Raw genomic sequence first — 13113 nt, 5'->3', positions numbered from 1 at the left:
AGGGCGGCGGCAGGCCGCCCTTCTGTCAGGAAATGGCAGAATCGGCTGAATTTTTATGCTTATCAGCCTCAAAATGCGCTTTGAACTGTTCGTAAATGGAGATCATGTTGGCGGCATCGCCCTGCATCGGGCTAAGCTTACCGGCGCGAACCAGTTCAATAACCAGCTGTAAAGCAGCCTGCTTAGGGCTGCTGGCGGGATGGGAAATTTCAGTTGTCATCATGGCTTCCGTGAAAAAAGGCTAAAGGCTGATTTTAACAACTTTCATCGCGCCCGTTGAGTTTTTTCCCGCCGCCCGCCGCTGGCCGTTACTCTTTTTTCTGCCTGCTCAGCCAGCCCTGCATCTGCTCAATCTCCGGCTGCTGCGCCTTGATAATCTCTTCAGCGAGCTTACGCATCGCTGGATCTTTACCGTATTGCAGCTCGGTTTTCGCCATGGCTATTGCGCCCTGGTGATGAGCAATCATCCCTTTGGCAAAGGCCCTGTCCGGGTCTTTCTCCTGCATTCCAGCCGTCATATCGTGATGCATCTCATCCATGCCAGCCTGATAACTCTTCTGCGAAGAGGTCTGTTTAGCCGAATCCATCGGCATCGCCATATTATCTGCCGCCAGCGCGGAGCCGGACAACATCAGGGTGGTGACTATGCCGCAAAGTAGCCTGTTCATTTCTTGCCCCTCAATATAAACACACTTTGTAAGGGCAATTCTGCACCTTCCCGTTGGGGGAAGGTCAAGTAATTCTTTCCACGTCGCTCAATGTCTACCTTGTTACCTTTTACCGCCCGCCACCAGTGGATCTGCCCTCTTTCACATTCTACCTTAGTCTACAGAAGATGCAGGACATCAACCTGTAACCGGGGGCCTCATATGGGGCCTTTCAGCAGATAGGGAAATGAGAAAATGCCGTTAACCGCCCGCCAGATTAAAGCTGCAAAACCACAGGACAAAGACTACAAACTGACCGATGGTCAGGGGCTTTATCTGCTGGTGAAACCGTCCGGAGCAAAATACTGGCGTTTAAAATACCGCTTTGCCGGGAAAGAGAAAAAATTAGCTATCGGTGTTTATCCGGATATCACTCTGGCACAGGCACGGATGAAACGTGATGAAGCACGCCGTTGTATTGCCGGAGGGGGAGATCCGTCACAGGAGAAGCAAGCGCATAAACGCGCACAACGTATCCGTCATGCCAGTACGTTTAAACATATTGCTGATGAATGGCTGGAATTCAAAGGGCGACAGTGGAGCGGGGAATACAAAAAAGCACCGAAAGCCGTCTGGTTCTGTATATTTTTCCTGCACTGGGAAAACGTCCGGTTGCCGATATTGCCCCGCTGGAAGTGCTGGAATGTCTGCGTAAAATTGAGCAGACAGGGAAGCTGGAGACGATGCAAAAAAACCGGCAGGCCTGCATTCAGATATTTGCTTACGCCATTGTTACCGGGCGGGCAACTTATAACCCGGCGGATTATCTGAACAGCGCACTTGAATCACCTACCAGCGAAAATCATCTTAATTTGAGTGAGGCACAGTTACCGGATTTTCTCCGTGATTTGTGCCAGATGCAGGTGAACCCGATAGGGCTGCTGATGCTGACCGGGTTACGAACCATTGAGTTGCATTTCGGGAGCTGGGCTGAATGGCTGATCCACTACACAACATGCAACGCCGGTTCCGCTTGTTGTTGCAACAAGTAATGTAATTTACGCGTACCCAACAGGGGTTGTTGTAACCGGATGGCCGTCACTTGTTCAATGATATTTTGGGCCTGTATTTCTCTTCCCCGCTCGCGCTGCAAAGACTGATACCACGCCTGTCGGCTAATCCCCATGAACCGGCAAGCGCGCGTTACTGTGAGTCCCGCCGTTTGTGCTTGCGTGATAACGTGGCCAACTGCTTTTTTGTCAGTGTGGCCCCGAACTCAGTGTTCATGACTTTCACAACCGCTTCAAAAAACTGAGCTTTGACTTCTGATTCAGCGAGTTGCTGTTCAAGCTCTTTAATTCGCTGTTCGGGAGTAAGAGGCATTTTGGGCATGTTAACTCCGCACGTTCTTGCAGGAGAGGTCGAAAGCCAGTCGAGTTGACCGAACTTGCGTAGCCACGTCATGACGTTGTGGCTACCTTGAATACCGTAGCGATCTTGTGCCTGACGGTGAATCATTTCACCTTTTTCGACCTGTCCGACAACGGCCAGTTTAAAGGATAGAGGGTAATCGCGTTGTGTGCGTTTAACATATTGCTTCATCACATTTTCCTCAGTGTGCGAGTTAAATGTGTCAACGCTATTCAGGACGGGTCAATCCAAAAAAATAAAGGTTCCAGGACGGATCTTTTTCTTTCCATATGGCTAATGCTGTCCATTATTCGGCTTTTCCGGCAGACCCATTTCGATGGTTTCCAGGGACCTGAGCATGTAGGGGGTGAAATCAACATCCTCTCCGTCGAAGCTATACACCATTGGGCCGTAACCGCATAGCGCAGTCTCCTCATGTATCATGCAGAATGATACGTTTTTCTTCACCCCTTTCCGTTTTTCCCAGAGCGGAATATTGCTGTCAATAACAGCATAGCCTCGGGCATTGACAGACTGGATATTGTACAGTTCTACGGAATGCAGATCTTTCAGGCCTTTAATGCCATAACGTTTCAGGGATTCCTGAAAGTCTTCTCTGTTCAGACTGAATTTTTTCTTTTTCCATTGATCGTTTTTTTTATCAAAGTAGATTTTTTCCGGGATTAGCCGACCTGGGCCGTACCCATCGTGTATAACATCAACAGCAAACAAGCAAAGCCAAGGATTAGAAGGAGGATACTTATCTTTAGATGATACATATTCAGGTGGATAGAAAATTTTTAATGACACATACTCACATTCGCTGCTTCCGCCATATCCCATTGTGGAAACTTTGTTGTAATAAACAACAAAACGATCCTTATTGAAACTATTTGGTTCAGCCACATCTGGAGTGACTGAACTCCATGCCATTTGTGAGCACAAAGTCAGAATGATCGGAAGTAATAACTTGCACATTAGGCTCTCCTTAGCTGGTTTGATTCAGGTTTTTCGTTAATCATGTTGCCATTTTTGTCCGGGAGTTTATGTTCTGTGAGTACGGAAACCGCATTACCGTATACGCAGCAGCGATCATTAAATCCGTTCAGACTACTTGAATAAAATGTGTTGACTTGTCCGGGTAAATTAACCGAGGCGCTGGCCTGCCAGAATGCCGGACTGCGATAGTAAATTTTTATACCGGCTTTGGTTCTGACTTCACATCTTTCAATCTCATGTTCAGCATCAGAATAATAAGCCATATAAGCTGACACCCAATAAAATCCAGCACTGTTGACTACATCTTTATTATCGCTACTGACGTTATTCCTCCACTCGATAACATTCGAAGGGACGTTATTTTCGGTATCGGAAAGATGATTATCTGTCTGTCTGATACCTCTGTTGACGTACAAGCGTTTGTACTCTGCGATCAGCGTTTTTTTGATGTTCCATGGGTATGTATTTCCCACGAAACTAAAATAATTGAAATAGTTACCCGGACTTGTGAGCTGTAACAGTCCACGCCCATGCCACGGGTAGTACCAGAGTTGCCTGGCTCCCCCTTCTTCAGGCCTTGACAGCCACTGCGTTTCCTGGATGGCATTTCCCATAAAACAGGCGATGCGCAGCGGCGTGTTTATCAGGTATTTCTGCATCGCCTTATTCAGGTGGATGCGGATGTTGTCTGCCATGCTTCCGGCGTCATCCCTGTAGGTTATGTGCTCCCAACGGTAATCGTTCCGGCGAACCATTCTTATTACGTTCATGGGAACAAGCTGTTTCAGCTCCAGCTTACTGAGCCAGCAGCACTTACGAAAATGGGTGATGAATGCCCCAGGATGAAAGTGCCACATCCTGCCCGTGCCCAGTTCGCTGGTGTCGAAACATAACGCAGAAGCATGGGCTTTCAGTCTGTCATAGTCTGTCTCTGACATGGCAGGCACATCGTCATTACCCGTTTTCAGCCATGAAAAACGCTGGTCCAGAGTGGAAGCATTCCATTCCAGCGGGAAATGGCAAATCAGTCTGCTGCTCAGTTCTCCGAGGTGCCCGCCGTCCTGTAAACCGGCGATGAGGGTGGAATTGCACTGGCTATTGTTGTCCGTATCATCGTCAACCATCCTCCATCCCGCCCAGTGAGGGAAATCGGCATCGCTGAACTTTTTGATGGCAGGAGAAGCCAGATTCACCATACCCTTACCGCCGGGAAAACTGATGGTACGCCAGAGAGGGGCATTCGCAGGCGTCAGCGTTTTATGGTCAGTGTTGATGGCGCGCCCAAAACGCAGCAGTTCAAACCCGGCAGAAGGATTCTGTGGGTACAGGCGTGTGGCTGTATTGTACAGGTTATATTCATATTTCAGTTCTATACCTGGAGAGTTGTCAGTAGGGTCAGCATCTGTATTCACCAGCGGTTCCCCGACCGTGTCGTAGATGGCATCACAGGTCGCATTGTTCCTGCGCGTAACCATCGTACAGTCGCCTTTTGCGAAGGTCATGCTGATGTAGAGCGGCTCCGTACTGGTATGGACCGCGCTCAGCCGGAATGTGTCCGGGGAATTGTTTTCCGGCTTCCGGTCATAAAACACGGTGCCGGGAGGCAGATAAAAATGGATATCACCGTACACAGTATCGGTTCTGCCGTCTCTGGTTATGTCCAGCTCCGGTGTGATGCGTCCGGCCAGCGTCATCATGTTAGCGTTGTCACAGAACACCTGGAAGTGGAAGGCATTAACATTATCCACCATGCCGTTCTGCCCCAGTCTGTCCTTGCGCCAGATTCTGGCCCCCACCTTAATGGCCGGGTCCAGCCTGTCACTCAGGTGCATATACAGGGAATAGAACACCACGCTGCCACTCTCAGCGATGTCCGTCTCATGCTTCAGCAGTACGTAGCCATCGTCAGTTCTGCCACAATAGTTCAGTGGGAAGGCATCGCGCTTATCGTTTCCAGAGGGTTTACGGAAAGACACCACCACACCATCAGCAATGGCGTGGACAGATTCAATGCGTGCGTATCCTTCCTCATGGCAGTCAGTGTGAAGGATATGCACACCACCATGCCAGGAGCCACGGGCATTGGCAGGAAACTCCCTGTTGCTATCAGTGGGCATCATGCGTTCAATCCATGCGGCATCACTTTCCTGTGCATTCCTGTCCCGGACAAATGGAGGGCTGATTATCATCGCGTGACTCCCTGTCTGGTTTGTGGAATTTATGAAAGTGCAGAATAACGCTATCTTATTTAAACAATCGTTGCGTAAGGGCAAGGAAACAGTGAAATATTTATGCGTTGTCAGAAATTTTGTAAACCGTGGCGCGAGCGATACTCAACCGGTGGACGCCCCTGGCCTTCCTCTTACACAGTCTGTCCCTGTTTACTGCGAACAAGGCATTAGTTGTACTTTTGAGTCCAACTGTAGTGGCACAGTAAATTTGGCCACCTGATTAAAGGTGATATTCTCACCTCAACATAAAACAGGTGACTTAATGAACAAGAAAACTAAGCGTACTTTTACCCCTGAGTTCAGGCTGGAATGTGCACAGCTGATTGTTGATAAGGGCTACTCATATCGACAAGCCAGTGAAGCGATGAATGTCGGTTCTACCACGCTCGAGAGCTGGGTCCGCCAGCTCAGGCGAGAGCGTCAGGGGATTACGCCCTCTGCAACGCCCATTACTGCAGAGCAGCAACGTATCCGCGAGCTGGAAAAGCAGGTTCGTCGCCTGGAGGAACAGAATACGATATTAAAAAAGGCTACCGCGCTCTTGATGTCCGACTCACTGAACGGTTCACGATAGCCGCCAGACTGAGTGACAGCCACACGGTTGTAAGCCTTTGCTCCGCGCTGGAAATACACCGCAGCAGTTACCGGTACTGGCGAAAACGACGCGATACTGTTAATCCGGCGTGAGTCAGGTTGTGCAGCGAAATACGTCGGGCATGGAACCAGAGCCGGGGCTCTGCAGGCGCACGTACCCTTGCTGAAACGCTGACCCAAAACGGCGTCCCGATGAGCCGTTATCGGGCAGGGCGTCTGATGAAATATCTGAACCTGAGCAGTTGCCAGCCCGGAAAACATCAGTACAAAAATGCCCGTCAGGAGCATACCTGCCTGCCGAATCTGCTCGAGCGTCAGTTCGCTGTACCGGAGCCAGACCGGGTATGGTGTGGAGATATTACGTATATCCGGGCAGGAAATCGCTGGTGCTATCTGGCGGTTGTTATGGATCTTTTTGCCCGCAGAATTATCGGCTGGAGTCTGTCAGCGAATGCTGATACAGCGTTGATAAGTAGTGCCCTGCGGATGGCCTGTGAGACGCGTGGTCAACCGCGTGATGTCATGTTCCATAGCGACCAGGGAAGCCAGTATACCAGCGTTAAATATCAACAAGTTCTCTGGCGTTACAGAATAAAGCAAAGCGTCAGCCGACGGGGGAACTGCTGGGATAACAGCCCCATGGAGCGCTTCTTCCGCAGTCTGAAAACAGAATGGGTGCCGACGAATGGTTACGCAGGTAAGGATGAGGCCCGGCGACAAATCGGTAGTTACATCCTGAATTACTACAACAGCGTCAGACCTCATCATTATAACGGGGGGCTAACGCCGGAAGAATCAGAGAACAGATACCGTTCTTACTGTAAAACTGTGGCCAGTATTACTTGACCACTACACAGCTCCCGAAGGATGAGGAGGACGTTGGATACAGATTTTGCCCGATGTGGTAAAATAACAATCTGCACCAAATCCTTTTCACGATCTCTCATCTGAACACACTATTTGTAACCAAATGCAACATGAAATAATTTGTATTTGAGGGCATCATTGGGGCCTAAAAATAGAAAAAATCAATTTATTTTAAATCAATTAGTTATATGTTAATTAATCCTCCAACAGAGGGAAGGTCAAGCTCCGACGCGTTGGCTTATATCCAGGCCATTTATTTTTGTTGCTGTTGATTTTTCATCCAATCCACCCCTTAACTCAAATTTTTAGCCAGCAGGAAATTTCTTAGGATAAAATGGACCTGAATTAAGGTCATAGCGGATCATGACAGAGGGGAGAAATCTGATTTTTTCTTATACCAGAAGCCTGGTTAGCGTAAATCTTCGCCAGATCACAGTGCCACCATAAATACCATGTAAAATAAGAATACTCTGCTGGCACACCCCCAGGCTAAATCTGATATTACCTGCCGATGCTTGCAGTTGCCCCGGTACTGATGCGAGGGTCACTATCTCTGACACACCTTTTCCGATAAGGATTGCCAGAGCGGGTTGTTTCCTTTCACTTTTTCTGGCTGTCTGATATGAACGGATTAAATAAAACATACTCCCTGACGGGAATCTGCGCGATGGCTATCCTGTGGTCGTCTTTTGCTCTGGCTGAAGAGGTCACCCTGACGCTTTCGCAAGAGCAGGATGGTGGAGAAGCAGGCCGCGCCTGCATGTATATCCACGAGGGTAAGGCCGAATACCGTATCGTACAGTCGCATGAGTCCTGTCCTGCCACCGTCGTCGTCCAGAAGAATAACAACCATACCTGACCGATATTTGCCGGGCTTTTTCTCGCCAGAAGCTACATAGCCAACTGGGAATTATGTTACCTTTAACCAGGTGGCAATAATCTGTGCCTTCCCGGCAGATTGTGCTTTTTGACAAGGACTCTGGCATTGAAAACGATCAATATTAAGCTGCTAACGCTTGTGGCAACGTTCTTAGTTATTTTATTGCACACGGCAGCGATCCCTTTCAGCTATTTTCATTTAGCCTGGTCCGTCTCGGTGATGTACGAGGCGCTGGGACGTATCGCATTTCCTCTGTTTTTGCTGATTGCCGGTTATGTTTCCCTCAATAAAAATGAGTCGCTGCTCAGTACGCTAAAAACCCGGGTGCTCGATCTGGTTATTCCGCTTATTGCCTGGACGGTGGTTTATATCGTTTACAGTCAGCAGGTTAAAATGAGCGAAGCGCCCGTCAGCGTGCTGGATCTGCTGAGTATGCCTGCCTGGCCGCACCTGTGGTTCGCCTACACCATGATCCTGCTCTATCTGGTGACGCCGCTGCTGAACACCTTTATCACCTACGGCAGCCGGCAAAGGGTTAACTACACCCTGGCTGTCTGGTTCGTGCTGGCTTCGGTTTATATGCTGTTTGATAACGTGAAGGCGAATTTACTCGAAGGGCGCCCGCTGCCCGCGCCCAGCAATATCGATATGGTGGTCTATCTGTCGGGGTTTTACATTATTGGCGGAGTGGTCAGAAGATTTAAAATTACGCCGAAGGTGGCGATAGCGGCGGTAGTCTTTACGCTTTCCGTGGTGCTTACGGCGGTCATGACCTATTCCCTGTCGATCAGTACCTTCAGGCCCAACGCGATCTTCCTGTTCTATTCGGCTCCCACGCTGGTTGTGGTGTCTCTGGCCTTCTTTTTTATGCTGCTCAATGCGCCCTTAAAATTTAACAAACCGGCCATTGGCGTGATTCGCGCTCTTTCCAACCTCAGTTTGGGGATTTTTTTCGTCCATGCCCTGGTGCTGGAGGTGATGCTGAACCTGCTGGGCATTAACTTTGAAGGCTACTACTCAATCCTGACCATCCCCCTGGTCGCGCTGGTCTGCTTCGCGATTTCAGCGGTCATCGTCTGGCTGATAAGGCTGATCCCCTTCGTTCGCCGCATTACCTGATGAATGTAAAACGGCCGCTCTGTTCAGAGCGGCCGTCTTTCCGACCACGGGCCGGGGCGCCACCTACGATCACCAGGCTGCCTGAGCAAACCTGTGTGGCTGGTTGATTGCCTTCCGCGCAATCCAATACAGCAAAATGCGTTCTTCATCGCCATCCTGATCTGCCATCGCCAGTAGCTTAAGAGCCAGCGTAGCTTTATTGACAGGTTGCCCGGTAATGCTCAGGTCAACCACCGCTTTGCCAATGATAGTGCACACTTCTTCATCACTTGAGGTGGGCAGGTCACTTTCAATACTCATTCTCTCCTCCTGTTGTGGGTAAACCTTAAGCCTGGCAGACAGGACGGAGATTGCCATCTCAACGTCATATTCTCTTCACAGAGAGGTGATAACCCCCGATTTTTGCTGAGGTAAATTATCCAGCGAATGACAGCGGTAAACCCATGCGGGCGGCAAATTGCGCAGCACGCGGCTGCGGTTCCAGGCAAAGTACTCTGACAGTAAAGGCTCAGACAGCGAGGTGTACTGGAATTGCACGAACACACCCTGCGGGCTGAGCAGCGCGGCGGCACGTTCCAGAATGCCGTGGCGGACTTTTTTCGGCAGGGAGAGCAGCGGCAGCCCTGAGAAAATAGCGTCGTATTCGCCGCTCAGCGTTTCGGCAGAAGCGCCGGTTACCTGAAGACGCGGATCATTAATCGCCGTCAGCTTAGGATGAAAACGGCTGTTAGTTTCAAAAGCCACCAGACTGGCATCCGGCCGCATCCGCGTCAGCAGGTGACGGGTCAGTACACCATCGCCAGCGCCCAGTTCAGCTATTCGCTCGCATTGGTTCCAGTCAACCGCGTCGGACATGGTCCGGCACAAAGACATAGAGGAAGGTGCGATGGTGCCCGTTTTCCGCGGATCGGAGATGAATTCCTGCAAATAACCGGTTTTATCTTTGATGTAGGAAAACGCAGATAACAGCATGATTAAGCCCCTGGCTAAAATGGTTCCTCACAGTAGGCCACAAGAAACTTAGTGAGTTCTTAAACCTTTCGCATTCAGACCAAAACTAAGATTAATCGCATAATTTCACCGGGTTTTTCGCCGATCTATTTATATTTCGCAACAGATAACAATATCGCCTCATACTCCCCCCTGCCGCAGAAAACTGGCTTGTTACTATGAAATGAGGAAAACGCAGGGAAATCGGTGGCGGTATTTATTCTTAAAAAAGCATAAAAAATAAAGCGCGTTCTGGTTCTTATTTATGTCCATGCCAGGCTTTGGTTCGATCGGGCGCTATTGCTGGGTCTGGTGAGGATATTCTGCCTTTTATTTGTATCGCTTCAACCCCACCGCCCTTTGCCACCAAAACAGCCGCGCTAATGAATTTACGGCCCGTTTAAATAACTGGATCTGATACTGTAACCTGTTAATCAGAATAACAATATTTCTCCCTCCGGCGGCCACTATTCAGCCCTGAACTTTAAAATTATGCTCTCAGGCGCTGTCTTGTGAATACCACCTGAGGATTGATAAAAATGAAAAAAATAGCCACGCTTGCACTCATTTTAACGATGGTCGCCAGCGCCAGCGTTTATGCCGCACCAGCAACGGGAACAGCCGCAGGAAGTGAAGCGACTGCCATGTCAGAGGGTAACTCCAACGCCGTTGGCATAGGGGCCGTAGCGGCGCTGCTGGGCATTGCTCTGGCAACCATGGACGGCGGTGGCGGTGGGTCTGGCAATACGACCACCAGCACAACGACGCATTGATCGCCCGCACTGCCCGCTGGCCCGATCTCCTCATGCCAGCGGGCATATAGTTTGTACAGGCTTTTCTGCCCGGAAAGGCCTGCTCTCCGCTAAAGTAGCCCCAGCCCCTGTAATACTCTCTCTACCTTATGGCGATCTTCCGCTTGCAGCGGCAGTAGCGGCCTCGGCAAGACCGGTCGACAGATGCCAAGGATTTCTGCCGCGCAATAGACAACCCGCAGGCTGCTTAAAGTTTGAAATAACGTCCACATTGGCTGAAGCTCCGAGTTAAGTTCGGCCATACGCTTTGTATCTCCCCGCTGAGCCGCCTGAGTGAGGGACATAGCGTGCTGTGGCAGCAATCCACCCAGCACGCTGAACCACACGTCTCCGCCAGCGGATAACGCTTCAGGCGCATGCCAGTCGACGCTGAAACCCACGGCAAAATCAGCAGGAAAGCGCCCCCTCAGCTCTTCAACAAAGGCCTTATCCGTGCTGACGGAAGAAGGCTGCTTCAGGGCTTTAATCGTCGGTAACTCACCAAGCCGGGCCAGTAAGCCCGCCGTAAAGGTAAAATGCGTGGTGCCAGGGTTGTTATAGATACAGATTGGCAGCGACGTGCTTTGCGCCACGGCGGAAAAGTGTTGAAATACCTCTTCTTCCGTCAATGGCGTATAGGAAACGGGAGCCAGTAGTAACCCATTTGCACCAGCCGCTTCGGCATCCTCAGCCAGCGCAACAGACTCATCGGTCCGCAGCGCACCAGCGCTGACAATAACAGGGATCTCTCCCTTCAGACAGGCCACGGCAGCTTCAATAGCCTTACACTTCTCCTCACGACGGAGAAAAGCGTACAGCCCGGTGCTTCCCAGCAGCCCAACCGAGTTGACCTTTGCCTGTTTCAGGCGGAGTAATAATTTTTCCAGCGCGACAACGTCCACCTCGCCTTTTTCGCTGGCAGGTGTAATGGGAAAAGCAGAAAGGCCACGAAATTGCATCGGAACGGCTCCCTGAATGACTGGTCTGTTAGTAACTCGTTATAGCACTCTACCGCACAGGGCGAAACCACGGCCGCTTCGCGCTGAACTATACTTGTTACAGGTCTGATTTATCAATGGAGTGAGCTATGTTGATTGGCTTCGTATTACTCGTCAGCGCCTGCGGTCATGATGCCTGCGATGCTTTGCCGGTATCCGAACATATTTTTCCTACTCAGGTAGCCTGCGAACAGATGGCTGCGCGTATCCATCAGCGTCGGCCCAGCGCCGTGCTGATCTGCGGTGAGGTACACCGGAGCGAAGGTTCGACGATGACGAAAGTCAACGGAGAAGAATGACCGTCATAGGCATTCCATTAATCGAGAATACATTTCATTATTGTGCCGCTTCTGATGGTGCTGATGACCTCGTTAAAACGCAACGCGGACGGTTCTTCAGCATGTGATCCTCCCCGCGTATTTTAGCTTTACCATTCGTGCAAGGCGCGAAACGTAGGGCGCGCCGCGGCTTTACAACCCCAGCTCGCTCAAGCCCGGATGATCGTCCGGGCGCCGTCCCAACGGCCAGTGGTACTTACGCTCGGACGCCTTGATCGGCATATCGTTAATGCAGGCAAAACGCCGGGCCATCAGGCCATTCCCGGCAAACTCCCAGTTTTCATTGCCATAGGATCGGAACCAGTTGCCCGAATCGTCATGCCATTCATAGGCGTAACGAACGGCAATGCGGTTTCCGTCAAAGGCCCAAAGCTCCTTGATTAGCCGGTAATCCAGCTCTTTCGCCCACTTGCGGCTGAGAAATTCTTCAGCCTGCTGACGGTTAGTGACGAATTCGGCGCGGTTACGCCACTGCGTATCGAGGGTATAAGCCAGCGCCACCTTCTGCGGGTCGCGGCTGTTCCAGCCATCCTCGGCCAGCCTGACTTTTTCAATTGCGCTTTCACGGGTGAACGGCGGCAGCGGCGGACGACGTACGGCTATATCAGTCATGATCTTCTCCAGCAGTTTCAGGGGAAACGATCAGTTGCCTGGCTAGCTGGCGGGCAGCGTCGGCGGCAGAAGGATCGTTCATTAACATCGCAACAGTAATGGCTCCGTCAATCAGTACCAGCAGCTGGCGGGCCCTGAGGTCAGGATTTGGCAGACCGGCCTGCTGGCATAACTCAGCGGCAAACTGTTCAATTTTGTGCTTATGCTCGCGGGCTATTTCCCGTACGGGATGGCTGGCCTCCCGCGTTTCGCCAGCGGTGTTGATGAACGCGCAGCCGCGAAAATCCGCGGTGCCAAACCAGCTTTTTAGCGCGCTAAACATCGCAAGTATTTGTTGCGCAGGATCGTCCTCTTTACGCACCTCGCTCTTAAACCATGCCATCCAGCGCAGATCGCGCCGCCGCAGGGCTGCCGCACACAGCTGCTCTTTATTGGTGAAATAGCGGTAGAGAGTCTTACGCGATATTCCGGACGTTTTTACCAGCAGGTCCATGCCCGTAGCGTGGATACCCTGCTGGTAAATAAGCTGCTCGGTGATATCGAGAAGATGCTCACGAATGTCTTGAGGCGATGTCGTTGTCATGCGACCAAGAGTAGAACGATCGTTCTCCCTGGCGCAAGCACTTTTTCACTGCCG

The 13113-nt window shown here is 50.8% G+C and carries 15 protein-coding genes and 2 pseudogenes; 7 read left to right on the top strand and 10 right to left on the bottom strand.

Annotated features, from left to right (window positions below):
• Positions 1-25: 25 nt before the first annotated feature.
• Together NG99_RS25090 and copM are read right to left on the bottom strand one after the other, a co-directional pair.
• Positions 26-220 (bottom strand): hypothetical protein, encoded by a 195-nt coding sequence (locus NG99_RS25090; RefSeq protein ID WP_034899096.1) that lies wholly within the window; start codon positions 218-220, stop codon positions 26-28.
• An 88-nt stretch (positions 221-308) separates the two neighbouring features.
• Positions 309-668: a CopM family metallochaperone gene (gene copM, locus NG99_RS25085; protein WP_034899094.1), complete on the bottom strand. Its 360-nt coding sequence runs from the start codon at positions 666-668 to the stop codon at positions 309-311.
• 234 nt (positions 669-902) lie between these two features.
• On the opposite strand from copM, the pseudogene NG99_RS30440 reads away from it, so the two are divergent.
• Positions 903-1151 (top strand): annotated as a pseudogene (locus NG99_RS30440) (Arm DNA-binding domain-containing protein); the annotation flags it as partial.
• 68 nt (positions 1152-1219) lie between these two features.
• Positions 1220-1699, top strand: coding sequence for a tyrosine-type recombinase/integrase (locus NG99_RS30140; RefSeq protein WP_232298368.1), 480 nt, complete (start codon positions 1220-1222; stop codon positions 1697-1699).
• Between the two features lie 151 nt (positions 1700-1850).
• Here the strand turns inward: NG99_RS30140 and NG99_RS25075 are convergent, their stop codons facing one another.
• The 3 genes from NG99_RS25075 to NG99_RS25065 form a co-directional block, all read right to left on the bottom strand.
• Positions 1851-2249: a hypothetical protein gene (locus NG99_RS25075; RefSeq protein WP_034899092.1), complete on the bottom strand. Its 399-nt coding sequence runs from the start codon at positions 2247-2249 to the stop codon at positions 1851-1853.
• Between the two features lie 102 nt (positions 2250-2351).
• The gene (locus tag NG99_RS25070; RefSeq protein ID WP_034899089.1) at positions 2352-3035 is read right to left on the bottom strand and encodes a hypothetical protein; all 684 of its coding nucleotides are present in this window, start codon (positions 3033-3035) and stop codon (positions 2352-2354) included.
• Positions 3035-5245 (bottom strand): M23 family metallopeptidase, encoded by a 2211-nt coding sequence (locus NG99_RS25065; RefSeq protein WP_034899087.1) that lies wholly within the window; start codon positions 5243-5245, stop codon positions 3035-3037. The genes NG99_RS25070 and NG99_RS25065 overlap by 1 nt, the downstream gene beginning before the upstream one ends.
• A gap of 304 nt (positions 5246-5549) precedes the next feature.
• Between NG99_RS25065 and NG99_RS28985 the strand changes: the two are divergent.
• From NG99_RS28985 to NG99_RS25045, 3 genes and pseudogenes are all read left to right on the top strand, one after another.
• Positions 5550-6727 (top strand): annotated as a pseudogene (locus tag NG99_RS28985) (IS3 family transposase).
• A 688-nt stretch (positions 6728-7415) separates the two neighbouring features.
• The gene (locus NG99_RS25050) at positions 7416-7607 is read left to right on the top strand and encodes a hypothetical protein (protein ID WP_157032708.1); all 192 of its coding nucleotides are present in this window, start codon (positions 7416-7418) and stop codon (positions 7605-7607) included.
• A gap of 126 nt (positions 7608-7733) precedes the next feature.
• Positions 7734-8747 (top strand): acyltransferase, encoded by a 1014-nt coding sequence (locus NG99_RS25045; RefSeq protein ID WP_034899078.1) that lies wholly within the window; start codon positions 7734-7736, stop codon positions 8745-8747.
• Between the two features lie 69 nt (positions 8748-8816).
• Here the strand turns inward: NG99_RS25045 and NG99_RS25040 are convergent, their stop codons facing one another.
• Entirely contained in the window at positions 8817-9047 is a 231-nt protein-coding gene (locus NG99_RS25040) for a hypothetical protein (protein ID WP_034899076.1), read from the bottom strand.
• Between the two features lie 75 nt (positions 9048-9122).
• Positions 9123-9719, bottom strand: coding sequence for a class I SAM-dependent methyltransferase (locus tag NG99_RS25035; protein WP_198138830.1), 597 nt, complete (start codon positions 9717-9719; stop codon positions 9123-9125).
• A 557-nt stretch (positions 9720-10276) separates the two neighbouring features.
• Between NG99_RS25035 and yjbE the strand changes: the two genes are divergently transcribed.
• Complete coding sequence (gene yjbE, locus NG99_RS25030) at positions 10277-10510, top strand: exopolysaccharide production protein YjbE (RefSeq protein WP_034899075.1); 234 nt, start codon at positions 10277-10279, stop codon at positions 10508-10510.
• 89 nt (positions 10511-10599) lie between these two features.
• Here the strand turns inward: yjbE and NG99_RS25025 are convergent, their stop codons facing one another.
• Positions 10600-11487, bottom strand: coding sequence for a dihydrodipicolinate synthase family protein (locus tag NG99_RS25025; RefSeq protein ID WP_034899073.1), 888 nt, complete (start codon positions 11485-11487; stop codon positions 10600-10602).
• Positions 11488-11615: 128 nt separating this feature from the next.
• Here NG99_RS25025 and NG99_RS25020 point away from each other — a divergent pair, with 128 nt between their 5' ends.
• Complete coding sequence (locus NG99_RS25020) at positions 11616-11825, top strand: hypothetical protein (protein WP_034899070.1); 210 nt, start codon at positions 11616-11618, stop codon at positions 11823-11825.
• 171 nt (positions 11826-11996) lie between these two features.
• On the opposite strand, the gene NG99_RS25015 is transcribed toward NG99_RS25020, so the two are convergent.
• Positions 11997-12476, bottom strand: coding sequence for a nuclear transport factor 2 family protein (locus NG99_RS25015; protein ID WP_034899067.1), 480 nt, complete (start codon positions 12474-12476; stop codon positions 11997-11999).
• A complete protein-coding gene (locus NG99_RS25010; RefSeq protein ID WP_052130872.1) occupies positions 12469-13059 on the bottom strand; it encodes a TetR/AcrR family transcriptional regulator in 591 nt (196 codons plus the stop codon). The genes NG99_RS25015 and NG99_RS25010 overlap by 8 nt, the downstream gene beginning before the upstream one ends.
• Positions 13060-13113 lie beyond the last annotated feature (54 nt).

The sequence above is a fragment of the Erwinia typographi genome, assembly GCF_000773975.1.
In the GTDB taxonomy this organism is placed as follows: Bacteria; Pseudomonadota; Gammaproteobacteria; order Enterobacterales; family Enterobacteriaceae; genus Erwinia; species Erwinia typographi.
The sequence above is the reverse complement of the archived record's forward strand: the minus strand, read 5'-3'. Positions and strand labels throughout refer to the sequence as shown.

Coding starts and splice junctions, on each gene's coding strand:
- NG99_RS25090 (WP_034899096.1), bottom strand. CDS start 220: ATGACAACTGAAATTTCCCATCCCGCCAGCAGCCCTAAGCAGGCTGCT.
- copM (WP_034899094.1), bottom strand. CDS start 668: ATGAACAGGCTACTTTGCGGCATAGTCACCACCCTGATGTTGTCCGGC.
- NG99_RS30140 (WP_232298368.1), top strand. CDS start 1,220: ATGGCTGGAATTCAAAGGGCGACAGTGGAGCGGGGAATACAAAAAAGC.
- NG99_RS25075 (WP_034899092.1), bottom strand. CDS start 2,249: ATGAAGCAATATGTTAAACGCACACAACGCGATTACCCTCTATCCTTT.
- NG99_RS25070 (WP_034899089.1), bottom strand. CDS start 3,035: ATGTGCAAGTTATTACTTCCGATCATTCTGACTTTGTGCTCACAAATG.
- NG99_RS25065 (WP_034899087.1), bottom strand. CDS start 5,245: ATGATAATCAGCCCTCCATTTGTCCGGGACAGGAATGCACAGGAAAGT.
- NG99_RS25050 (WP_157032708.1), top strand. CDS start 7,416: ATGGCTATCCTGTGGTCGTCTTTTGCTCTGGCTGAAGAGGTCACCCTG.
- NG99_RS25040 (WP_034899076.1), bottom strand. CDS start 9,047: ATGAGTATTGAAAGTGACCTGCCCACCTCAAGTGATGAAGAAGTGTGC.
- NG99_RS25035 (WP_198138830.1), bottom strand. CDS start 9,719: ATGCTGTTATCTGCGTTTTCCTACATCAAAGATAAAACCGGTTATTTG.
- yjbE (WP_034899075.1), top strand. CDS start 10,277: ATGAAAAAAATAGCCACGCTTGCACTCATTTTAACGATGGTCGCCAGC.
- NG99_RS25025 (WP_034899073.1), bottom strand. CDS start 11,487: ATGCAATTTCGTGGCCTTTCTGCTTTTCCCATTACACCTGCCAGCGAA.
- NG99_RS25020 (WP_034899070.1), top strand. CDS start 11,616: ATGTTGATTGGCTTCGTATTACTCGTCAGCGCCTGCGGTCATGATGCC.
- NG99_RS25015 (WP_034899067.1), bottom strand. CDS start 12,476: ATGACTGATATAGCCGTACGTCGTCCGCCGCTGCCGCCGTTCACCCGT.
- NG99_RS25010 (WP_052130872.1), bottom strand. CDS start 13,059: ATGACAACGACATCGCCTCAAGACATTCGTGAGCATCTTCTCGATATC.